At 48.9% G+C, this 23,713-nt stretch carries 21 protein-coding genes; 7 read left to right on the forward strand and 14 right to left on the reverse strand.

The genetic code is table 11. The features are described 5' to 3' along the window. Nucleotide 1: 1 nt before the first annotated feature. From ACJJIT_RS13950 to ACJJIT_RS13960, 3 genes are all read right to left on the reverse strand, one after another. Nucleotides 2-613, reverse strand: a complete 612-nt coding sequence (locus ACJJIT_RS13950; RefSeq protein ID WP_252085055.1) for an NUDIX hydrolase — start codon at nt 611-613, stop codon at nt 2-4. A gap of 110 nt (nt 614-723) precedes the next feature. After that, entirely contained in the window at nt 724-3,888 is a 3,165-nt protein-coding gene (locus tag ACJJIT_RS13955) for an efflux RND transporter permease subunit (RefSeq protein WP_444898785.1), read from the reverse strand. A 32-nt stretch (nt 3,889-3,920) separates the two neighbouring features. After that, nucleotides 3,921-5,231, reverse strand: coding sequence for an efflux RND transporter periplasmic adaptor subunit (locus tag ACJJIT_RS13960; protein WP_444885690.1), 1,311 nt, complete (start codon nt 5,229-5,231; stop codon nt 3,921-3,923). Between the two features lie 102 nt (nt 5,232-5,333). On the opposite strand from ACJJIT_RS13960, the gene ACJJIT_RS13965 reads away from it, so the two are divergent. Next, nucleotides 5,334-5,873, forward strand: coding sequence for an NUDIX hydrolase (locus tag ACJJIT_RS13965; protein ID WP_252085052.1), 540 nt, complete (start codon nt 5,334-5,336; stop codon nt 5,871-5,873). 102 nt (nt 5,874-5,975) lie between these two features. After that, nucleotides 5,976-6,503, forward strand: a complete 528-nt coding sequence (locus ACJJIT_RS13970) for a hypothetical protein (RefSeq protein WP_444898786.1) — start codon at nt 5,976-5,978, stop codon at nt 6,501-6,503. Nucleotides 6,504-6,546: 43 nt separating this feature from the next. Here the strand turns inward: ACJJIT_RS13970 and ACJJIT_RS13975 are convergent, their stop codons facing one another. From ACJJIT_RS13975 to nhaA, 5 genes are all read right to left on the reverse strand, one after another. Continuing rightward, nucleotides 6,547-6,876, reverse strand: a complete 330-nt coding sequence (locus ACJJIT_RS13975) for an NGG1p interacting factor NIF3 (protein WP_444885692.1) — start codon at nt 6,874-6,876, stop codon at nt 6,547-6,549. A gap of 80 nt (nt 6,877-6,956) precedes the next feature. Beyond that, the gene (gene trxA / locus ACJJIT_RS13980) at nt 6,957-7,811 is read right to left on the reverse strand and encodes a thioredoxin (protein WP_252085049.1); all 855 of its coding nucleotides are present in this window, start codon (nt 7,809-7,811) and stop codon (nt 6,957-6,959) included. Nucleotides 7,812-7,850: 39 nt separating this feature from the next. Continuing rightward, nucleotides 7,851-8,231, reverse strand: coding sequence for an MmcQ/YjbR family DNA-binding protein (locus ACJJIT_RS13985; RefSeq protein ID WP_444885694.1), 381 nt, complete (start codon nt 8,229-8,231; stop codon nt 7,851-7,853). A 9-nt stretch (nt 8,232-8,240) separates the two neighbouring features. Continuing rightward, the gene (locus ACJJIT_RS13990) at nt 8,241-9,611 is read right to left on the reverse strand and encodes a hypothetical protein (RefSeq protein WP_444898787.1); all 1,371 of its coding nucleotides are present in this window, start codon (nt 9,609-9,611) and stop codon (nt 8,241-8,243) included. 97 nt (nt 9,612-9,708) lie between these two features. Beyond that, nucleotides 9,709-11,202, reverse strand: coding sequence for a Na+/H+ antiporter NhaA (gene nhaA, locus ACJJIT_RS13995; RefSeq protein ID WP_444888360.1), 1,494 nt, complete (start codon nt 11,200-11,202; stop codon nt 9,709-9,711). A gap of 124 nt (nt 11,203-11,326) precedes the next feature. On the opposite strand from nhaA, the gene ACJJIT_RS14000 reads away from it, so the two are divergent. Both ACJJIT_RS14000 and ACJJIT_RS14005 read left to right on the forward strand, forming a co-directional pair. Continuing rightward, nucleotides 11,327-12,088 carry a TlyA family RNA methyltransferase gene (locus ACJJIT_RS14000; RefSeq protein WP_444898788.1) on the forward strand — a complete coding sequence of 254 codons (762 nt, stop codon included), beginning with the start codon at nt 11,327-11,329 and terminating at the stop codon, nt 12,086-12,088. A 305-nt stretch (nt 12,089-12,393) separates the two neighbouring features. Beyond that, nucleotides 12,394-12,897, forward strand: a complete 504-nt coding sequence (locus ACJJIT_RS14005; RefSeq protein WP_444898789.1) for a thermonuclease family protein — start codon at nt 12,394-12,396, stop codon at nt 12,895-12,897. Between the two features lie 193 nt (nt 12,898-13,090). Here ACJJIT_RS14005 and ACJJIT_RS14010 read toward each other — a convergent pair whose 3' ends face one another. Continuing rightward, nucleotides 13,091-14,410 (reverse strand): amidohydrolase family protein, encoded by a 1,320-nt coding sequence (locus ACJJIT_RS14010; protein ID WP_444898790.1) that lies wholly within the window; start codon nt 14,408-14,410, stop codon nt 13,091-13,093. A 1,022-nt stretch (nt 14,411-15,432) separates the two neighbouring features. Between ACJJIT_RS14010 and ACJJIT_RS14015 the strand changes: the two genes are divergently transcribed. After that, complete coding sequence (locus ACJJIT_RS14015; protein ID WP_444898791.1) at nt 15,433-16,497, forward strand: linear amide C-N hydrolase; 1,065 nt, start codon at nt 15,433-15,435, stop codon at nt 16,495-16,497. A gap of 119 nt (nt 16,498-16,616) precedes the next feature. Here the strand turns inward: ACJJIT_RS14015 and ACJJIT_RS14020 are convergent, their stop codons facing one another. The 3 genes from ACJJIT_RS14020 to ACJJIT_RS14030 all read right to left on the reverse strand — a co-directional run bounded on the left by ACJJIT_RS14020 (nt 16,617) and on the right by ACJJIT_RS14030 (nt 18,069). Next, complete coding sequence (locus ACJJIT_RS14020) at nt 16,617-17,012, reverse strand: GNAT family N-acetyltransferase (RefSeq protein WP_444898792.1); 396 nt, start codon at nt 17,010-17,012, stop codon at nt 16,617-16,619. A gap of 49 nt (nt 17,013-17,061) precedes the next feature. Next, nucleotides 17,062-17,529: an OsmC family protein gene (locus tag ACJJIT_RS14025; protein WP_444898793.1), complete on the reverse strand. Its 468-nt coding sequence runs from the start codon at nt 17,527-17,529 to the stop codon at nt 17,062-17,064. 195 nt (nt 17,530-17,724) lie between these two features. After that, the gene (locus ACJJIT_RS14030) at nt 17,725-18,069 is read right to left on the reverse strand and encodes a 4a-hydroxytetrahydrobiopterin dehydratase (RefSeq protein WP_252085039.1); all 345 of its coding nucleotides are present in this window, start codon (nt 18,067-18,069) and stop codon (nt 17,725-17,727) included. 264 nt (nt 18,070-18,333) lie between these two features. Between ACJJIT_RS14030 and ACJJIT_RS14035 the strand changes: the two genes are divergently transcribed. Next, nucleotides 18,334-20,157 (forward strand): DUF885 domain-containing protein, encoded by a 1,824-nt coding sequence (locus ACJJIT_RS14035; protein WP_444898794.1) that lies wholly within the window; start codon nt 18,334-18,336, stop codon nt 20,155-20,157. A 20-nt stretch (nt 20,158-20,177) separates the two neighbouring features. Here the strand turns inward: ACJJIT_RS14035 and ACJJIT_RS14040 are convergent, their stop codons facing one another. Then, nucleotides 20,178-20,864, reverse strand: coding sequence for a sterol desaturase family protein (locus ACJJIT_RS14040; protein ID WP_444898795.1), 687 nt, complete (start codon nt 20,862-20,864; stop codon nt 20,178-20,180). A 212-nt stretch (nt 20,865-21,076) separates the two neighbouring features. Here ACJJIT_RS14040 and ACJJIT_RS14045 point away from each other — a divergent pair, with 212 nt between their 5' ends. Continuing rightward, complete coding sequence (locus ACJJIT_RS14045; RefSeq protein WP_444898796.1) at nt 21,077-21,994, forward strand: LysR substrate-binding domain-containing protein; 918 nt, start codon at nt 21,077-21,079, stop codon at nt 21,992-21,994. Nucleotides 21,995-22,179: 185 nt separating this feature from the next. On the opposite strand, the gene ACJJIT_RS14050 is transcribed toward ACJJIT_RS14045, so the two are convergent. Then, entirely contained in the window at nt 22,180-23,688 is a 1,509-nt protein-coding gene (locus ACJJIT_RS14050) for a fumarate hydratase (RefSeq protein ID WP_444898797.1), read from the reverse strand. Nucleotides 23,689-23,713 lie beyond the last annotated feature (25 nt).

Below are 23,713 nucleotides of genomic sequence, written 5' to 3' on the forward strand. Positions count from 1 at the left end.
GCTAATTCAATGTACGTAATGGCACATCATCCCTGCGCCCAATAGAAGCGCCCAGTATTCTTACCAGGAACTCGGTTAACACTCCGGCAGTAAAACCCCAGATTTCATAGTCGCCAAACTGGTAGGCGGGTAGATAAATAGCTTGATTATCGATAGTGATTCGGTCAGTGCGGATACGGGGATCGTCAAGAAAAAACGACAAAGGCACACGAAAAATTGCATCCAGCTCACCAGGGTTGGGCCTGAGATGGGTATCCGGTGAGATCACCCCCACCCAGGGAGTGACATGTACCTGCCAGCGAGTAGTGCGCGGCCACAGAGGGCCGAGCATCCGCACCTGATTCATAGGCAGGTCCACTTCCTCTTGAGCTTCGCGCAGGGCGGTATATTGCAGGGAGGGGTCAGTGGCATCCCAACGCCCGCCCGGTAGGGAAACTTCTCCGGAATGGGTAGATAGTGTATCGGCGCGCTTAGTCAGCACTACATGGGGGTCTGGCTCTTCGGTAAGAGCAATCAACACTGCGGCATGGCCATACAATTCTGGCCCTGTTGGTACGCCAGCCTCCAGCTCTTCTATTTGCTGGGAAATTTTCTTTTCGATAATCGATAACATATCCACTTATCCCGCCTCATACAACAAAGGCTCCCTAACGTTCATCATACTGATTCCCGGTGATAACACCGAGCTGTATACCGCAATCTCCATTTGCGGCTCCCAGCCAGTTACTGCCGCTCAGCCGAAGCTACATCCAGCTGGGACTGGGGCGTATAGCCCCCTTTGAGCTTCTCACGAAGCGCCTGCACCAACGCGTAGTACACAGGCACCAGTAAAGTGGCGAACAGGCTGGCTGCGAGCATACCGCCAAACACGACCAACCCCAGGGAAATACGGCTTACGGCACCCGCGCCTGTGGCTACCAGCAACGGTATCACTCCGAGAATAAACGACATAGCCGTCATCAATACTGCCCGGAAACGCAGGCGGGTGGCTGAAATCGCAGACTCGGCAATAGACTTGCCTTTATCCCGTTCCACACAGGCGAATTCAACAATCAAAATTGCGCTCTTCGCCGCCATACCAATTAACAATACCAAACCGATCTGGGTATAGAGATTATTGATAGATCCGGCCAGCCACACCACCAACATGGCACCGCAAATCGCAATAGGCACGCACAAGAGCACCGCAATAGGAATACTCCAGCTCTCATACTGGGCCACCAAAAACAGGTACACAAATATTATGGCCAAACTGAACAGGATGGGAGCCAGATTGCCTGAGGTAACCTCCTGTAAACTGATCCCGGTCCATTCATAGCCGTAGCCTTCCGGCAGCCTGGAGGCCAGCTCCTCCATGGCATCCATGGCCTGACCACTGGAGTAACCCGGTGCTGGAGCGCCATTAATCGTCACACTGTTATAAAGGTTGTAGCGGGTGATGGTTTGTGGTGCCACAACCGGTTCAATAGTGGAGACCGAGGTAATCGGCACCAGACCACCACTGTTGGCGCGTACATAGAAGCCCGCCAGATTTTGTTCGTCATCGCGAAACTGCGCATCGGCCTGGGCGATCACTCGGAATACTTTGCCATATAAATTAAAATCGTTTATGTAATATCCGCCCAGAAAAGTCTGCAGGGTGGAATAAACCTCTGGCAACGGAACACCGAGTACGTGCGCTTTTTCTTTATCGATCTTTAATTCCAACTGGGGGGTAGCCGCCTGGAAACTGGTGAAGGCCTGGGAAATTTCCGATCGCTGATTGGCCGCGCCCAACAGATCAATCATTACTTGTGATAATTCTGTAATACTGCGCCCCTGCAAATCCTCCAGCACAAATTCAAACCCTCCCACGGTGCCGATACCCGGCAGGGGTGGTATGACAAAAGGCATAATCTGTGCGTTGGGTATCTGCGCCAGTTTTTTCTGTGCCCGCTGCATAATGGCGAACTGGTGATCCTCTTCACTGGTGCGGTCATCCCAGGGTTTTAACACCGCAAACATCATTGCGGTATTAGATGAGACACTGTTGGTAAGCAGGTTATAGCCGGGCACACCCACCACATGGGCCATACCAGGTTCTTCCAATAATATGTCTGTAACCTGATTCACCACCGGGCCCGTGCGCTCCAGGGAGGAACCATCCGGCAGTTGCACGTGTAGCATAAACGTGCCCTGGTCCTCGTCCGGGATAAAGCCAGTGGGGATACTACTAAATAACCAAAAGGCCAGCAGGAAAATACCTATAACGGAGATAATTCCGATTAGCGGAATCTTTACGCAGGCTTTTACCATACCCACATAAAAATTGGTGGAGCGATGCAGCCCTCGGTTGAAAAAACCAAATACCCCGGTCTCTTTCACTCCGGCAACTTCGCCTTCCTTACCCACTTTTAAAATACTGGCGCAAAGTGCCGGGCTCAGGGTAAGCGCATTAAGGGAGGAAATCGCGACCGACATAGAAATAGTAACCGCAAATTGCTGATACATTTTTCCGGTGATACCCGGCATCAACATGACCGGTACAAACACCGCAAACAACACCAGCGTAGTGGCAATGACCGGCCCAGTAACCTCACGCATAGACTGCAACGCAGCCTCTTTTGGCGTTAGGCCGTCACTCATCAGTCGCTGGGTGTTTTCCACCACAATAATCGCATCATCAACCACTATGCCAATCGCTAGAATCAGCGCAAACAAGGTGATGGTATTAATAGTCATACCAAACGCCAGCATCAATGCAAAAGTGCCCACCAGTGAAACAGGGATGGCAATAGCGGGGATCAGGGTGGAGCGCCAATCCTGTAAAAACAGGAAGACCACCGCGATCACCAAAATCAGGGCAATAAATAGTGTCTGCACCACCTCTTTGATAGAGGCCTGCACAAACAGAGTGGTGTCGTAGAGGATCTCTGCCTTTAGGCCATCTGGAAAACGCTGGGAAAGCTCTTTGACCTTGGCCTTGATGCCGTCAGCCACTTCAATGGCATTGGCTTCCGGCAACTGATAAACACCGATCACTGCCGAAGCCTGGTTATCCAATTGCCCATAGGAGGAATAGGACTCACTGCCTAATTCCACCCGCGCCACATCTTTCACTTTTACCATGGCGCCATCGGGTTTGGCGCGAATAGTAATTTCCTCAAATTCCTTGGGATTCACCAGGCGCCCCTGCACCAGGATGTTGTATTGAAATTGCTGGTCCTTGCGAATGGGCGGCGAGCCAATCTGCCCAGCCGCTACCTGCACATTTTGTGCCCGTACCGCGCTGATAACATCCTCGGTGGTAACGTCCAGGGACGCCATCCTATTCGGGTCCAGCCACAGACGCATGGCGTAATTGCGCGAGCCAAAAATAACTACGCTGCTCACACCCAATACGCGCGCCAGCTCATCCTTCAAATAAATTTCTGCGTAATTGGCTAGGAAAAGTTCATCGAATTTCTGCTCAGGAGAAAATAAGTTCACGACCAATAGCAAAGTGGTGCTTTGCTTGGAAACCACCACACCATCGCGCTTTACATCCTCAGGCAATTGCGGCGTGGCCTGCTCCACACGGTTCTGTACATTGACCTGAGCGATATCATCGTCATAACCAGATTTAAACGTTACCGTGAGACTGTAAGAGCCATCGTTGCCACTGGTGGAGGACATATAATCCATGCCTTCCACGCCATTCACTTGCGATTCGATGGGCACAGCAACACTATCGCGCACAACTTCAGCACTGGCCCCGGCGTAATTGGCTGCGACGTTTATTGTGGCTGGAGTAATTTCTGGAAATTGCGCCACCGGCAATAATGGCAACGAGAGAATACCCGCAAGAGAGATCAGTATGGAGATGACAAAGGCGAAACGGGGCCGCCGTATGCAAAAGGCACTGATCATAAATTCGCTAAGCCCCCCCCATTTCAGGCGGGCTATTTATAATCATGCTCTTGTCCCTCGTATCGGTGGCGTTCGCCCTCCTCCACACCTTCAGGAAGTTCCATATCATCGGGGAGCAGTGTCCCCTGCCCGAAGCCTATAGGCTGTTTGGTACTTTGCTTACCTACGGGAGAAGCGCCACCACTTGCGGGCTCCGCCGGCTTTTCTGATGCGTCGTAGGGGTTTCGTGGCGTGTTTTGAGGGGTCACTGGCTTACCGGCAACAACCCGCTGCAGACCGTTAACGATGACCGACTCCCCAGCAACCAACCCATGGTTGACCGCCCAAAGCTCCCCCTCCCGCTGCCCCAAAGTGACATAGCGTTTTTCAGCAATATTTTTCTTACCCAGCACAAAGAGGTAACGCCCCTGCATGTCCTCCAGCACTGCAGATTGCGGCACCAGCGGTTTAAGTGCCTCACTGCCGGTATACAAACGGATTGAGACCCGAGCAAATTGTCCTTGCACCAGTAGGCTGCCCGGATTGGGAAAGAGTGCGCGTACCGCTACGGAGCCGGTGTTGGGGTCTATCTGGTTATCGATAAATACAATCCGGCCCTGATAGGGGTAAAAATTACCATCCGGCAGCTCTATACGCACATCCAGCCTCGTTGGCGGCAACCCCTCCCGGCGGCGGCGCTCGGCATCCACCTGTACGGCATAGAGTTGGTTTTCAGGAACCTCAAACAACACATAGATTGGGTCCATCTTGACGATGGTAGTGAGCGGGTCCGAATCAGGTCCCACCAGGGAACCCTCAGTGAACTGGGTACGACCAATGCGGCCGGTAAGTGGCGCGTAAATCTTTGTGTAGGAGAGGTCTAGGCGAGCACTTTCCACTTTGGCCCGATCTGCATCGACCTGTGACTTGGCCTCTTCAAAAGTGCCCAGTAATTCATCCATCTGCACCTGGCTGATAGCACCTGTAGCGACCAACTTTCGACCACGTCGATAATTGCGCTCAGCGATCCGCAGAGTTGCCTCGGCGCGCTCCAAATTGGCGCTTTGGTTATCCAATTCAGCGATAAATGGGCGCGGATCTATTTCAAATAGCAGGCGCCCTTTCTTAACCGTTTCCCCCTCTCTAAAATCACGACTCTGGATATAACCTTGCACGCGGGGGCGCACCTTATACTCATCGGTGGCCTCCACCCGGCCGACAAATTCAAAGCGCGGAATCACTGGCTGTTCTCGCACCACCAGCACCTCTACAGGAGGCGGTGGCGGTGCCTTTTGCTTATCGTCTTTGCCGCCACAGGCCGCCAAGGCGATCAGCACAAGCCAAAAAAATAAAATACGCGCCATAGTAAAGCTGGCACCGCCCTATGAACTTCAACACCTTTAACAACTATAGGCGTCAAAAAGCTGGAAGCTGGCGCTGGAATCTTGCATGGGTATACTGACGCCATGAAATTTTGTAGCCAATGCGGCAGTAATGCCGTCACATTTTCCATCCCCCAAGGCGATGACCGCCCTCGCCACCTCTGTGGCAATTGCGGCACCATCCACTACATCAACCCGCGTGTGATTGTCGGTGTTTTACCCTACCTGGAAGACCGGGTCTTACTGTGTAAACGCGCCATTGAGCCACGCCTGGGACTCTGGACCCTGCCCGCCGGCTTTATGGAAAACGGTGAAACCAGTGAAGAAGGTGCTTTGCGCGAGTCCTGGGAAGAAGCACGTGCCAGCATTCGTGTGGACGAGCTTTATTCAATTTATGACATTCCGCATATCAATCAGGTTTACCTGATGTATCGCGGAGAGCTCACCGATACGAATTTTGGCCCCGGGCCGGAGTCACTAGAAGTGTCACTATTTCGCCAGGAAGAAATCCCCTGGGCTGAAATTGCCTTCCCGATCATGCATAAAACTCTCAAGCACTATTTCACCGACACGGAACAGGGGCAATACCAGCTGCACCGGGGCGTTATTTCGCGGAAGCTATAGTGGTAGCTGCAGCGCGAGCCAAGCTGAAGATAATGCACTGGAAGAGGACTCTGGGTGGGAGAAGCACTCACCCACCTGGGTACATTTAAAAAGGATGTTCCAATGAAATACGCCTATATGCTTGCGGTACTGTTATTAGTAGGCGTGGGCTTACCCATGTTGATTCCCGGCCCCGATGGCAAACCGATTATGTCTCCCCAAGACTGGCTTCCCGATCAGCAGACTCTGGACACAGTTCGCCAGCAAGGCCAACGCGCCATTCAAGCGGTGAGCGACAGTACTCAGAAATCTGCCGAGCAACTGGAAACCCTGGTGGAATCCAGTGGCCTTTTGCCAGAAGAGCAATATAAACAGACCAGGGAGGTATTTAGCTGGCGGGACAGTGAGGGCAATTGGCACTTCTCTGATTCGATACCCGAGGGCCTGGATACTCATGTACGTATACATCGGATAAAACCCATCAATACCCTGCCCGCCATACCCAGCAACGATGCTCAGCCACAAGGCCCCCAGGCACAGCTATTGCAGGAGAACCGTGAGGGCGATAGCCGGATTTCACAGATTTTGAAAGAGGTTCAAGCGTTAAAAGAAAACAGTCAGCAGCGCCAGCAGGCACTGGATAACCTTTAAAGCCCTCTCTCGCGAATGGCAGGATACTGTTTATCTCCTGCCACTAGCGAATTTTGCCGCCACAACGCTCATCCAGGCGCCAAAGGTCAAAGGCCGGCTCCTCGTAAGGATGTGCCTGGTAGAGGGCTTCAAGTGCTGCATCCACAGACTCATCGGCACACGCCATCTCAACCCGATATTCCTCTACCTGCTCTATCTGCCCGGACTCACCAATAAACGGCTGACTGCCCGCTAGTGGCCGGAACTGACCGGCACCCAATACCTGCCAGCAACAACTGTCGTAGTCGCCGATTCTGCCAGCTCCGGCGTTAAACAGAGCTTGCTTGACAACTTCCAGATGACTTGAGGGTATATAGATACAGAGCTTATGCATTCTGCTGATTCACTATTCAACGGTGTATAAAGTAAAGGGGCCTTCAAGGCCCCCTTTACAGTGCAATACGATTGAAACGTCTAGAACATCAACGTCATCAGCTTACGCTGATATTGGGTGGCGATGGGGTCGCCGGCACCCAGGCTTTTCACCATATCGAGAAATGCCTGCTTGGCCGCGCCATCGGCAAAATTCATATCCTTGCGCAGGATATCCAACAACAGCTCCAGGGCTTCCTCGTGACGATTGGCCTGACTGTACTGTACCGCCAGCTTATAGGCGGAATCATAATCCTGCGGGTTCTGCTCCAGGGCCTTCTGCAGCGCCTGAATCTCGGGGGTATCCGCCGCCTGTTGTTTTAGCTCCAGCTGGGCCATCAGGCGCTGGTATTCTGCATCCTGATCCGCCAGAAGAATTTTGCTGAGCACGGTTTCTGCTTCCGCAGCGCGGTTTTGATCGAGCAGCAACGCCGCCAAGTGTTTGGCGATATCCACCCGCTCGGAGGATTCAGCGTAAGCCTGGCGCAGCAACGGCAGGGCTTCATCCACCTTGCCCTCACCAATCAGCGCCTGGGCCTGCTGCAATTTGATGTCCCAGGGTTTGGGCAGATATTTATCGAGCATTTCACGAATCTGGCTTTCCGGCTGTACCCCGGCAAAGCCATCTACCGGCTGCCCCTCTTTGAGCAGCATAACTGTAGGTAAGCTGCGTACCCCCAGCTGGCCGGCGATCATCTGCTCGGTGTCGGCATTCACTTTTGCCAGGAGGAACTGGCCCGCATATTCATTCGCGAGCTTTTCCAAAACCGGCATCAGCTGTTTGCACGGCTCGCACCAATCGGCCCAGAAATCCACCAGAACCGGGCGATTCATGGATTCTTCAATGAGTACCTGCTGGGCGTTTTCTGCCGTTACATCGACAATAAAATCGTTCACAAACTCTCCTGAGTAATGTCTTGCTAATCTGCTGAGGTTCTAGCGGTAGAGGGTATCCGTGCCATAAGCCAGCTCAAGGGATTGCCGCTCAATTTTACGCAGTCCCTTGACCACCAGGCCATAGGAGCGATCCGCCATCCGCTCAATTTCATAATCCGGCACTGTGCCATCGAGCAATACAGTATTCCAGTGCTTCTTGTTCATATGGTAACCCGGCAGCACGCCAGGGAAGATATCCCGCAGGGCCTGAGCCTCATCGGGATCACACTTTAAATTGGTCGCATCTACCTCGCGGTAGCGGCTGAGAGTCGCGAACATACGCCCCTTAATCTTGTACACAGCAACATCGGGACCAAAGGGGAAGTCCTCAATCGCCTCTGGTCGCGCAAGTAAATAACTTCGCAGTTCCGCCTTGTGCATTGTTAGCGCCTACCAGTCTAGCGAAGAGGGTAAGCGTGGCGACGACAACAGCTTGGCGAAACGCTGCCAGCGCTCTTGTGCACTGCTTGTATCTCGCTCCACATAATCAGCTACCAGTTTTTTGCCCCAGTTGTAATTAATGACATAGGCACCGTAGGCATCGACAAAATCCTTGCGCTGCTTTGCCTTGGCCGGGCTCATCAGAGTGTATTTCTCAAACAGTGCCGCAACTTGGTCTGGGGCAATTTCACCATCGATATACTGCCGAGCAATTTCATTGCCGGCAAAACTGAGCTTATCCACCAGTCCCATCACCCGCTCATACTTTTGCGCACTTTGTGGGTCCAACCCGGCGAGGGGATAAAGTACCTCCATCTCGAAGCGGTTTTTTTCCTCCCCAGGAAAGGCCAGATCGATACCGTAATTGGCACTGCCCTCGGCAATCAGAGATTGGGGACTGAACAGCGGATACACGCTGTATTCCACCCAGCCATGGTCTTCCACCAACGTCTGTTCCAACAACGCGTTATAGGTATGATGGCCCGGGTAGCCTTCATGGCAGCCAAGGTCGATCGCGCGATCAATGGTAATCGGCAAGCCACTGTTCACCTGTATCAGGCTATGCGCCCCTCCCTGATACCAGTTGTAACCGCTCCAGGGTTTGTCACTGACATATTCAAGGGCAAAATTTTCATCCTGTGGCAGCGGAATATACTGCTTCGTGCGCTTGCGACACTCCGCAATGGCTGCATCAAAAACCTCTTGGAGCTTGTCCACTGGGATTTCATACTGCTGCCGAAACGCCTGCACTCGCGCACTTAGGGGCTCATTGCCGGGCAACAGCTCATCCAACTCCTGCAAGAGTGGATCGAAACTAGTGAAATTTTGCCTGGGGGGCTCGGTGTCATAAAGCTCGCGCGCTTCTTTGGCAAAGTTGCGCTCGCTTTCGCCAGCAAGGCTGCGGGCGTGAGCAACCAGCGCAGCCAGTTGAGTTCGCAGGTAGTGTAGACGCAGGCCGTCAAGGGAACCATCCGCCACGCCCTCTTCGGGTAGCAGTGCGATGAGGGCGTTACCGCGTTTGGCAATATCCGCCGGGCTGGCCGGGCTCTGCTCCGCCTGCTCTCGCCACTGAGCCGGGCCATAATAGGCATCGACATAACTCTTGTCGTGATTACCCAGTTCCAACACCAGGGCAACATAGTCCCTGGCCACTGTATCCATGGACATATCCCCTTTCCCTTCTATTGCAGTTTTTTGCCCTTTAACCTCTACTGCTTCTCGTAACTTATCCTCTGATCGCGCTTTACCCTCGCAGGCGACAAGAAATAGAGGTGCAGCCAGAATTGGCAACAGACACACCGCCTTTACTACTTGTTTCATTATTATTTCTCTTGAAATTTATTTCACATCTGGAAGTTTACTCAGCCGGGAAAACCCCAAAACGGCCTGCTATGGCAGGACCAGGCCGGGAAGCCCCTCAACGTTGACGACCGGGATTTTCCTGAGCGGAACTATCTTGCTTCTCTAAGCCTTCTTGCTGAGCTTCACTGCCCCCCGCAGGCTCAGGTTCCCGGCCATCGGTCTGTACATCAAACTCTTCAGTAACCGGCGCAGTGCGCAGTACCAGGAAACCGGCGATACCGGCAATTACAGAAGCCAGTAAGATACCTGCCTTGGCCTGATTCAGCAGGTTATTCTGGTAACTGAACGCCAGTTCGGCAATAAAGATCGACATAGTAAAGCCGATACCACCGAGTAATGCCACGCCAATGATATGCTGAAAATTAGCCAACTTAGGTAAGCTGCCCAAGCCTAATTTCCAACCGATCCAAGTAGCCCCCACAATCCCAATCAGCTTTCCGAATACCAGCCCAGCGATTACCCCCAGGGTTACCGGGTTGAAAACTGCACTTGAGCTAGTAAAGCTATCGAAGGGAATGCCTGCATTAGCGAGCGCAAAGATGGGAATCACCAGAAAGCCAACCGGAGTGTGCAGGCGGGTTTCCATACGCTGCAGAGGAGACTGCGCCAGGTTAACGCCACTGCCTAGGGCCATAACCCGTGCGCGTAAGGCATCATTGGCAATGATTTTATCACCGGGACGGAAACAGCGATCGAAGCTGCGGATAATATCTTTAACAAAGGTACTAAACGCCACTGGATCGTACTTGGGCTTCGCCGGCAGCGCCATTGCAGTTATGACCCCCGCAATGGTGGCGTGAACTCCGGCCAGATAAAATTCATACCACAGCAGAATGCCCACAAATACATAGGGGGGGGAGTTACGCACGCCAGCCGCCTTTAGCAACCACATGATCACAACCAGGCAACCCGCAGCGATCAGCGCGGTCATATTTACCTGCTCTGTATACCAGATAGCGATCACCAGAATGGCGCCCAAGTCATCAACAATAGCCAGAGCCACTAAGAAAGTCACAACCGCGCGAGGCACACGATTACCCAATAAGGCAATACAGCCCACGGCAAAAGCAATGTCCGTGGCCATGGGGATGCCCCAACCGCGCTCCGCCTCACCGCCAGCATTGAATGCTGCATAAATCAATGCCGGCACCACCATGCCACCGATTGCCGCCATCACAGGTAGTACCGCATGGCGTAAATCGGACAGCTCCCCTACCATAAATTCCCGCTTGAGCTCCAAGCCCACTAAAAAAAAGAAGATCGTCATTAGACCTTCATTAATCCAGTGGTGTAGCGATAAAGAAAACTCCCAATTTCCCACAGTGAAACTGATGGGCATATGCAAAAGGGTTATGTAGACATCTTCCAGGGGGGAGTTTGCGATAATGAGCGCCGCCAGCGCAGAAAGCATCAGTAAAATACCACTGCTGCTCTGCCGGTGGATAAACTCTTCAAAAGGTGTCACCAGGCGCCCAAAAGCCTGTTCTAAAGGCGCCTCAAAAACCTTTCCTTTGCGGATCTTGAACTTATTCAGAACGCTTTTTGCCATCGACAACCCCCTCTTTAGTAAAGAGTAGCCCGACTAGAAACGGAGCCGCACTTCTACCTATGGGAGCCAGAGGTTAGCATGGCCACACTATTCTTAACCATTTGACAGGACCCAGTAGCAAAACATGACCCGCTTGGACCAACTGCTAGTACAGAGAAAACTCGCCAATTCCCGCACCCACGCCAAAAAACTGGTTGAAGCCGGCAGGGTCACGCTATCCGAGGGCGGCCCCATGGAGCTGGCGCGCAAAGCTGGGCAATCCGTCAGTGAGAACTGCGCCTTAGAAGTCACTGCACTACCCGAAGATCAATATGTTTCCCGCGCCGGCCTAAAACTTGCCGCGATACTCGATCACACAGGATTAAACCCTATGGGCTGGCACGCCCTGGATGTAGGCTGCTCTACTGGAGGCTTTAGTGACTGCCTGTTACAGAGAGGCGCCACTTCCGTAGTAGGGGTAGATGTAGGACGAGATCAGCTAGCACAAAAATTAATAGATGATCCACGTATGCACCTCTTCGAAGGAATTAATGCCCGTTATTTAGAGGCATCACAACTTTCTCCTTACGCAGATACTGGCTTTGATGCCATCGTGATGGATGTATCCTTTATTTCCCAAACGTTGATACTGCCGCAGCTGCCTTCTTTACTAAAACCCGAAGGCCAGCTGTTGACCCTGGTAAAGCCACAATTCGAGGTGGGACCTGAGGGCATTGGTAAAGGGGGGGTGGTGCGTGATGCAAACCTCTACCCACAAGTACGCCAGAAAATTGCATATTTATGTGATGAACTAGGACTTGAGATTAAAGAATATATTGACAGCCCAATTAAAGGTGGCGATGGCAACCGGGAATTCTTACTCTGGGCTGCACATAGAGAAGCATGAGCTAAGAGAACAAAAAAAATTAATATTACACTGCTGAATCCACTTGAACGCTCTATCCTGACATAATTTTAATTTACGCTAGGGTCATCATATTTCGAGGGCCCTATCGATTACGTTTCAAAATAAAAATTTCCAGACAGATCTTAGATACCTACCGCTTAGAATTAAGAAACATCCTCATGCTCACCTCTCAAAACACTCTCACCCTTTAACAAAAACTATTTATTACTATCACAATCTATAAATAAACACGTAATAAATACTCCCTATCCTGCGCACATAAAACAACGACGCAGATAACCCCAATGAAAAGATTAGTTTTGCTGTGTACACTCTCCACTTCATTACAAGCGGCTCCACTGACTAACTACAGGATAATAGACGGTGACACAGTTCACGGATACGTCTCTGGTGAATATGTTGAGATACGCCTTCAGTGCATTGATGCACCAGAAACCTATCCCAGCACGCAAATATATGGCCCAGAAGCTACTCAAATCCTGAATCATTTATTGTCAGTTGGCACTGTGGATTTCCAATCGACAGGAAGGGATCAATACGGCAGAGAAACTGGCTATCTATTTGCAAATGGGTACAACATCAATCAAGAAATGGTTGCAAGAGGAGCCGCTTGGAATTACGCCTACTATTGCGGAGATAAATTCAAGATTGAGCAAGACTTTGCATACTACTCCAACCTAGGGTTATGGGACGAAATGGAAGCAAAAGACCCCTACTGCTTTCGCAAGAACCTAGATCACGACTTTTGCTATTACAATCCGGAAAACAAATTCTTTTTAGATGATTAAAAACTAAATTTTCTGAACATGAATTTTACCCACTAAGCAAACAGTTCCCATAAAGCTCAAAATAAAAAATCATTAGAACTACCAAACTGGCCTATAACTTACACTATACGGGAGTATATGGGACTGTTTGCTGATATTTTAAGAGGAGATTCCTTCGGTTTTACCTTTGGGAGGTTGGGTAAGATTCTATTGCCTATCCACCCTTTTTATAGAGGACTCCTCCTTTCATAACCAATGAGACATTGGATAGAAGGTTAATATGCCTCAACACATCCCCTCTTACTGCGATGATATCGGCAAATTTTCCTTTAGATACAGTCCCTGATTGGTCCGAAACCCCCATCATTACTGCGGGCCAGTAGGTAGCTGCTCGAATTGCATCCATAGCGGAAAAATTCATCTCTTCAACCAAAACGGCCAATTCGTTCCAAGTGCTTTGGCAATGAAATTTAGTTGGGATACCACTATCTGTCCCCACAAGAAACACCACACCAGCATCTTTAAGCTGGGAGATTTTCTTTTTCAAAGTTGGTTTACGTAAGGGAGTTAACTGCATGTACTGCAATTGCCCAGGGTTTCTCAATGACTGTTTAATATCGTCAATAGTGTCTGGTTTTAGTCCTTTGTGCCAGCATGTATCATCCAGCCTTTCCGGGTTATCCACAGTGTTACTATAGTTCCAGAGACCTTCTACGGTTGGAGTCCAGAAAAGCGGGCCTCCAGCAACGCGACCCTTAGCAGTGCGCTCTTTTAATAACTGGATGATATCTTCAGGGTACTCAGGTGCTGTTGTCAGCCCTGTATGTTCAAAGTTATCGACACCTATGGCCAGCCCTCTGCGGATCTCATCTGGGCGGTGCGAATGAGCTACAACTTTTAAACCATGCTTATGGGCCTCATCCACGACCGTTTGAGCAACTTCTATAGTCATCTTGTCATGGTCAATCAGCTTAATTATATCGACACCAGCTGTTGCCAGTAAGTTTACTTTCTTTTTTGCTTCAGGGGCACTAGAGACTGACCAACGAAAAGCTTCAGTACCAGGATAAACTTCATGTTGGATAAATGGACCGGAAACAAATAGTCTTGGCCCAGCAATTTCACCAGAAATGATTTTGCGCTTTATCTCTATAGATGCTTCTAGCGGAGCACCCAAATCACGAACACTAGTAACCCCGGCTAGCAGCAATTGTATTGCACTAGCAGGCATTATTTCATTGGTCAGGCGATGTAGGTAGTGTTTATCCCAATGCACATAGTCCGCGTGTCCACTGAGCATTAGGTGAGCATGATTTTCCCAAAGTCCAGGTAAGACATCCATCCCCTCAGTAGAAATAATTTGATACCCGTCGGGGACGGGAAGCGTTTCAACCGTTCCAACTTCCTCAATTTTGTCGCCCCGAATTAAAATAACACTGTTTGCGATTGGCCGATTACCAAAACCATCGATCAGCCGCCCCCCCACAAGCGCACTTCTCGTCTCCGCCTGAATTGACAAGCTGAACAGCAACATAATACCAAGAGATGATGCCTTAATTATTTTTTTATCATTAAAATTTCCTTCTATTAGCTGATGATAAATTCAAATCAACAAAACAGGATAAAAAGCCCCCCACTCAACTAAAAGCGCTTAACATGCATTATCTAAATAGACATACCCAATAGCGCTTCATAGCTTTTCAACCAACATCGAATCGCATAGCTAGTTTTGACCTATATACACCCTACTAACTTAACGAGTAACACTGCAAAGACCATAAATCAGACAATACATTCATCTCTCTCATAGTCTAAACAGTTATCTTATCTCTGAGTGTAAACATATTGCAGCATCGCTCACCATCAAGCCCATATTTCATAACGCATAATCAAATCCCGACATAATAGAGACAACATTAATTTTTCACGACAAACTATCATTATATATCGTACTGAACAACAAAACATACAGGCCAAAATACAATCAAGAATACATAAAGAGAAAATAAAGGATAAAAATATTCCGGTCAAAGAACTGGGGCTGTAACATTAATTTTTTATGGATTTATAACTCAGTGGCCATCCTACCCACACGCAGTCTTTCATCTCCATTAATAAACTATTAGAAAGAATAAAAATTAGACAGATTAAAAAATAAGCATCTAGAGAACTTACCGCAACATCTATTGAAATTCTTGCAACCTACTTAATACAATTAACAAATAAGCAACTTAGAATAAAACTCCTAATAAGGAAATGATGACTACACCTAAAGACGACGTAATATCAACCTACCAACCCTACAACAAATTGCTCAAAACCATAAGGTCTCACGTATCTATATATATTCCTAGCACATTGCTCAGAAACTTTTATCTTTCGGCAGAGATAGATAAGACCGACCTCACGAAACCCAAAAGAACCCATTAAAATTTGGAATCTACAAGCTTATCATGTGTTAAATATTGGCTCTTTTGAAGCCAAGATAGACAGATATTCTTAGAAAAGACAACTAAACTGCATACTTTTAACCACCCTAAATATACGAGTTATGAAGTGATCAAAACAGCTACAAATAAAGTGTCGTTGATTATAACGTTGCTCCTATTTTCCTGGCCATCGATACTCTATGCATGCTCCCGGGTTACCTGGAATACTGAGCAAGGTGTTTTTGCCGCCAGATCAATGGATTGGGGACATTCTTTTGAGGATATTCTTTATATAAATCCTCGAGGTATGAAGATGGTTGGTGAGGACGGCCATAACCCCGCCAAATGGACTTCAAAATATGGAAGTGTTGTACAAAGTAATATTCCTTATGCCCGCCAATATGGCTTCTCAAATAATGACGGTGCTACCGACGGAATTAACGAGAAAGGTCTAACGGCGCATATTCTATATCTTGGAGCAACCCGCTACGCCAAACCAAGTAATACGCCAGGAGTATCCTATATGCGCTGGCTGCGTTTTATTCTCGATAACTATGCTACAGTCGCAGATGCTGTCATTGGGATGAAAAATATACGCATATCGCCAGTGAAAGTTGGTGGCGAAGTTCTTGGTGCACATATGGCAATAGAGGACCCAAGTGGTGATTCAGCTATCTTCGAAATAATCGATGGTAAATTAGTTGTACATCACGGTAAGAAATTTTCGATCATGACAAATGACCCACCATATGGATGGCAGCTTCAAAACCTGCCTTTTTACCAAGGCTTTGGTGGGCTTAAATCTGTACCTGGAGGGATTGATGGCGCTGACCGTTTTGTTAGATTATCTTACTATCAACACAATCTACCAAAACCTGCCAATGCTATTCAGGCAGTCTCTTACCTCCTAAGTGCTATCCGTACTGTGGCCGTTCCTTTTGGCGCACCTTATAGCCGCCCCAATCAGGAAGAAGGAGCTGAAGAACCAGCTACTTATCCCACTTGGTGGCTTTCGGTGATTGATTTAAAACGCCGAATTTACTATTTCAACTGGGTCAAAAATCCAAATATTGTTTGGGTAGATTTACATGGAATCGATTTTTCAAAGGGCACAGGAAAGCGGGTTGCCGACCCAAAGAACCCCAAATTGGTTGGAGATATCACGGATGTATTTAAGCCACTAAAAAAATGAACAGAAAGAAACACAAAGTGTACAAGTTACTCTAAAAACATCGCTGAATATAAAACACTCTGCCCGATACCCAATATGGCCTTAATTACAGCCAAGAATTTACATACTTTGAAATAAATCTACTTCAACATGTACATCCCTTCACTTTCAGGGCTGCTTAACTTAAAGCCAAACTTCTCGTACAGCTCCGGTACATCCGCCATAAGGGTAATATAAGCAGAAGGAAGCGCCTCACGATCCAAATAAGACATAATGTGTTCCATCACAACCCTCCCCAACCCTTGACCTTGATAAGTTGGGGCGACAGCGACATCCACAATCTCAAAATTTAAGGCTCCATCACCAACCACCCGCCCCATGGCAATGGTGGTTGAACGAGTTTGAATGTGAATGCCATAGAGACTATTTGGCAACCCCTTCTCTGCGGCCTCCCGACTTCTTGGGGATAGCCCACTAATCTGCCTGAGGCGAAGAAAATCCTCAACTGAAGCCACAGTTTCAATAACTTTAAACATACTGCCGTCTACATGAGTATTTATGAAACCTACTCACTTCAATGAGTAGTTATACCTCCCGAATCTCAGTAACCACTTCCGTTTTTACGGAGTTAGCAATAAAGCACTGCTTGTGGGAAAGATGGTGGATTTTTTCCAATTGCTCGCGACTAGGTTTCTTTTCGCCAGAAAAGCGGATCAAAGGTCTCAGGGTGACCTTAGTCATGGCCAACTTACCCCCCCCTATTGTATCCATCACGCCTATCGCTTCATCGCGATACTCATCAATGACGAAACCCCTTTTTGCGGCAATTGCAAGGAAAAACAACATATGACAACTAGATAGCGACGCCACGAAAGCTTCTTCTGGGTCGACATTTTCCGGGTGTGAGTAGGGGATTGGGACAATATGGGGAGATGAAGAGGCTGGAACTGACAAACCGCCATCAAACTGCCAAGTATGAGCGCGGCTGTATTGGTTGTCGGTAAAAATCTGGTCGTCACGTTGCCAGACCACTGTAGAAGTATACTCAGACAAAATCTCTCTCCTTCTATCCAGGGCACACACTTTCAACTATTGATATACAGGGCTACCGAACGACTCCACGACTCCGGAACCAGGAGGTGTTTAGGGGAGTGAATAGAACCGAACGGTTCCTTCTAGGGCAACCTCAGTTTAGAAATGACGCGGGATGGCAGAAAATTGGGCGCTAGATGCGCCCTTGGGAGATGCTTAGTCTGCATCTACTTGCTGGTCGGTGCGCGCAGCCATAATAAAATCATTCTTGTGCAACCCCTTGGCCTCATGGCTCCACCAGGTCACGGTTACCTTACCCCACTCGGTAAGCAGTGCCGGGTGGTGGCCCACTTCTTCTGCGATGGCACCTACTCGGTTAGTAAACGCCAAGGCCTGCTTGAAATTCCGGAACTTGAACACGCGCTCCAGCTGCATAATGCCGTCGCGGGTCATTGGCGTCCAATCGGGAATTTGGCGCAGCAATCCTGGCAGCTCGTCATCGCTGACGAGAGGGGCATCGGCGCGGCAGGCTTCACACTGTTGTTGGGCTAGCTCAGTCATGAATAAATCCTCAAAACCTTGTTTATTATCGGTTATTTCACGTGGGGCTCACTCTAACCGGGGCTCTTCCACGACACAAGCGCAGACGTTAAAAACGCATTATCTACGGTTTTCACTCGCCAATATGGGACAGTGTGCTAAATGCTTGGATATCAATTCACGGTGTAAACAACCATTGTCAGGCTGATCAAGGGTCTCCGGCCGATATGATAATTTTTAAGCAAATACACAAGCGTTTATAAACCCCTTTTGGCAAGGATCGCCATGAAAGCCCCTCTTAAACTGTTGATTTTGACGTCGCTCACTCTTGTTTGTGCCTGTGGCCCCCAAGGTACCGATAGGAAGCGCATAGTGCCCCCTCAAGTTGAAACGATGATTGAAATGCGTGCCGAGATGGAACTGGCCTTTCAGCAGCTGAGCCAACAATTCGTTAACGGTCTGTGGAAACTGTTTCCGTCCTGGGCAGTCCGCGAAGGCTATTATGAGGCTGCCATACATTTACAAGTGCCTGACAAGGCCTTCCGCGCCTATCTACTGGACTTCGCTCAAACTTATGAACGCAAGTTCGCCGCTCTGGATAGTGAATTACTCAGTATTTCTTCCCTCACCGATATGGCGCTTATTATGAATTTCCTACAGCGCCTGCAGTGGGAATATACCACCTTCAAATCCTACCAGTGGGACCCCTCCATATATAACGTATCCCATCCTTTTGCCCTGATTTTAAATACCGAGTACGCCCCCCTCAAAAACCGACTGCGCACCTTCAATACGCGTATGCGCTTGGTTCCCGATTACTACCAAGCCGCAAAACAGGCTATCCGTAGGCCCGCCGCGCCACAATTAATGTTGGCTATTCAACAGAACGAAGGTGCCCTGGAAGTTTTTGGGACTAGGGTAGAAAACCTGGTAGAAAGCAGCCAGATGTTTGATGATGAAAAAGAAGTATTCAGGCAACGTCTGCACGCCTCCCGTGAAGCGATAAAAGACTATGTAAACTTTTTAAAAAATTTACAAACCAGCCTGGAAAAATCTGCAAGGTTTCGTGATTTCCGTATTGGAGAAAAGCTATATGAAGAAAAATTCCGCTTTGATATTCAGATTGATACCAGTGCCAGTGCCCTCTACCTGCGTGCTTTGGAAGAAAAAAAACAGGTCCACAGTAAAATGGCGGCGCTCACCGAGCAACTTTGGCCGAAACATTTTCCCGATACCCAGTCACCATCAAATCAAATGGAAAAGGTCCGGCGCCTACTCGAAAAACTATCCCTTAATCATGCCAGTAAAGATACATTCAAAGAGGTGATAGAAAAGCAAATACCACAGCTGGCAAACTTTGTCATACAGCACAATCTACTCGACCTGGACAAAGAAAAGCCACTAATAGTACGCACTACCCCTCCCTATCTTCGTGGCTTTGCTGTTGCCTCTATCAATGCGCCTGGTCCCTACGATAAGGATGCCAATACCTATTACAATGTGTTGCCCATAGAGAATTACAGTGATGAGCAAGCGAATAGCCTGCTGCGGGAATATAACCATTACACTTTGCAAATACTGAACATTCACGAAGCCATCCCCGGTCACTATACCCAGTTAGTTTATGCCAACCAGTCTCCGAGTATTATTAAAACCATCTTCGGTAACAGCGCCATGATTGAAGGCTGGGCGGTCTATGCCGAACGTATGATGCTGGAGGCTGGATACGGTGATTTTTCGCCGGAACTCTGGCTGATGTACTACAAGTGGAATTTACGCGTGATTACCAACACCATTTTGGATTACGGTGTACAAGTCAAGGGAATGACAGAAGCCGAAGCAATGAATTTAATGGTTGATGGGGCTTTTCAACAACGGGCTGAGGCGGAGGGGAAGTGGCGTAGAGCAACTCTCAGCCAGGTTCAACTCACCAGCTATTTTGCCGGATTTACTGATATCCTTGCCTTGCGCGAAGAAGTAAAGAAAAAGCTCGGAGATAAATTCGACTTAAAGGAATTCCATGAAAGCTTTCTAAGCTTTGGCAGTGCGCCAGTGCCGATTATTCGAGAACTAATGTTGACCCAACTGGAGAAGACGGGTTCTATTTGAACCAAGCACTCTGTAGAGCTCTAACTCTCATTCTTCTGACAAGATCCAATAGATTTCCAGTGAAAAGTGCCCAGCAAAAGATCAAACAGAGGGATGGTCAAATTAAAATTACATTCATTCATCCACTTACGTTGATGATGTATGCGATGCAATTGAGCTAACTCACGCAAAACGGGAACTCGATGAAACCAATGATTTTGAGGCTGATGGTATCCCAAGTGCAACAATTCATAACCCAAATGATTTACCACCATAGTCACAATCAAGAGGTAACCAGCATTCATCGAAAAAAGTATGGAGAAAAAGTATCCTAAAATTGGCGCAATCACTAAAGCAAGAGTCGCAGTTAAATAAGTGGGGAAAAGTACTATTCTCCAGTCTCTGGTAGAGTCAATTGAAAATAGGGGTGGAGAAAAAAAACTATGATGATCCCCGGTATGTCTGCGATAAAACAGCCCTGCAATCCGAATCTTTTTATGACCAGCCCAACGGTGACTAGCGTATTCAGAAAAATTATATATAACAGTCCCTGCGGGGATCACCAACAGCTCCCAAGTTTTTAACAAATCCAATTGAAACATGCAGTAGATACAAACTCCGGCACCAATAGCTAGAATACCCATCAGATGAAGCCATCCATGGTAACGGCCTTTCACTCGCGCCCTGTATCCAGCCCTGAAAGGGGCCGCATCGTGATTGATCGACATATTTGCTCCTTTTTATTAGCGTTGGAATTCCGTAAAACTATATAAACAATCAAAACCCGGCAGTTTGATTACATCCATCTAATAGCGATGTACAGAGTGCCCCTCATCATTTGCACTAGAAAATTTAAGAATTTGATTGACCAGAAATATAATCAGGCGGATGATTGAATTCCAATAAATAATAATTAACAGCATTATTTGTGAGATTGATAATGTCGAATCATCTCAGATCAATGGACTTGAATTTACTGCCTGTATTTGATGCCCTGATGGTCGAACGCAACCTGACTAGGGCTGCAGTAAAGCTACACATGAGCCAACCTGCTGTAAGTGCTGCCTTAAAGCGTTTGAGATCCACCTATAACGATGCACTTTTTATCCGCACCGCAAAAGGCCTACGCCCTACCGAGCGTGCGCTGGCACTACACCCTTCCATTCACACCGCCCTTGGAGCAGTGAGATCCAGCTTTCAGCAACTCGACTTTGAACATTATGAAGCAGAAAGGGATTTCTCGATTGTTCTACCCGATGTGGTGGAAACCCTTATGATTCCAGGACTCAGTGCCTGGCTACGAGAGTATGCACCAGGGATAAAGCTCACAATATTACCTGACGAATCAGAGATGACTTCCAGAATGGTAAGCAATGGAGAAGTCGACTTAATTATCGATTATTTACCATTAGAATCTCCCAATTACAGCAGTCTGATTATTGCCGAAGAAGAATTGGTGGTGATCGCAGGGGAGCATAATGAGAAGGTAGGAAAATCCATCTCTGAGGCGGATTTTCAATCAATACCACAAATATCATTGCTGAGAGGAAACCCCGTAGGCTCACCGATGGAGAGGCTGGCCAGACCGAATAAATTGCAGCGCAATATTTGCCTGCGCGTCCCTCACCTATCCTCCTTTCCTCATATAGTCGCCACCACCGATTTAATTGCCGTTGTACCCGCAAGGATGATGAAGTCCTCTCATTACCGAGCACTACCTGTTCGTACAATTGAGCTGCCTATGGATTTCCCCAAGGTCAGCCTGCAGCTGATTTGGCATAAGTCACAAACCAACAACCCCGCCCATCGCTGGCTAAGAGAAACCATTTTGCAGCTTTACCCAGAGCTGGGGATGTAGAGGCTTTTTGAGTGGGCTGTACCAGGATGAATCTAATTGAGGCATCAGGTTAGGCTTTTACTATGCCTGTTTTACCGTGACTAGCTGAGAAGACAACCTAGCCCCGCCAAACTTCACCCCGAAAAGCTTGAAGACAAAAAAGCCGGGAACCTCGCGGACCCGGCTTGTTTAAATTGGGGCAGCCCTTAGGCGATACCCTCCTCGATTTTCGCCTTCCAGATCAATGGTCCCGTGGTATGCACAGACTCACCTTGGCTATCGACTGCTACGGTTACTGGCATGTCCTCCACCTCAAACTCGTAGATGGCTTCCATACCCAGCTCCGGAAAGGCAATTACCTTGGAGGCTTTAATCGCCTGAGCCACCAAGTACGCAGCGCCACCCACAGCCATTAAGTACACTGCTTTATTGTCACGAATCGCTTCAATTGCCATTGGGCCACGCTCTGCCTTACCGATCATCCCTTGCAGGCCGGTCTCTTCAAGCATGGTGCGCGTAAATTTATCCATACGGGTGGCGGTAGTTGGGCCTGCGGGGCCAACTACTTCATCGCGCACAGGATCTACCGGCCCTACGTAATAGATAAAGCGGCCAGTCAGGTCCACTGGCAGCTTCTCCCCTTTCGCTAGGATATCCACCATTTTCTTGTGAGCGGCGTCGCGACCAGTAAGCATCTTGCCATTCAGCAGCAAGGTTTCACCGGGCTGCCAGCTCTGCACATCCTCTGCAGTAACGGTATCCAGGTTGACACGACGAGTATTGCTGCCAGCTTCTCGAGTAATTTCCGGCCAGTCTTCCAGCTTCGGCGGAGTCTGGCGCGTGGGGCCAGAGCCATCAAGAGTGAAGTGGGTATGACGAGTGGCGGCGCAGTTGGGAATAATTGCTACGGCCTTATTTGCTGCGTGAGTGGGATAATCCTTCACTTTCACGTCCAAGACAGTGGTCAAGCCACCCAGGCCCTGGGCACCAATACCTAGCTTGTTGACGGAATCGTATAGTTCCAGGCGCAACTCTTCGGCACGGTTGGAGGCACCGCGCTCCTGCAACTCCTGGATATCGATAGGATCGAGCAGGGATTCTTTGGCCAGCAACATAGCTTTCTCAGCAGTACCGCCAATGCCAATACCCAGCATGCCCGGCGGACACCAGCCCGCCCCCATCTGAGGCACCATCTTCAGAACCCAATCCACTACAGAATCAGAGGGGTTGAGCATGGCAAATTTAGTTTTGGCTTCACTGCCACCACCTTTGGCTGCCACATACACTTCCACAGTTTCACCAGGAACGATTTCATAGTGAATCACTGCCGGAGTGTTATCGCCGGTATTCTTACGGGCACCATCTGGGTCGGCAAGAATAGAGGCGCGCAAAACGTTGCTGGCATTTTGATAAGCGCGGCGCACACCTTCGTTGACCATGTCGGTAACGCTCATGTCCGCTTCCCAACGCACATTCATACCCACTTTCAACTTCACGGTGACAATGCCGGTATCCTGGCAGATAGGGCGGTGGCCCTCGGCACACATCCGTGAATTGATCAGGATCTGGGCCATGGCGTCTTTGGCCGCCGGGTTGACCTCTTTCTCATAAGCCTTGTTCAGGGCCTGAATGAAGTCCTGTGGGTGGTAGTAAGAGATAAATTGCAGCGCATCAGCAACGCTGTCGATCAGATCATCCTGGCGGATAGTGGTCATGCCCAACTCCGATTAACGTCTCAAG

This window comes from Microbulbifer mixtoriginis (SeqCode) (genome assembly GCF_052467515.1).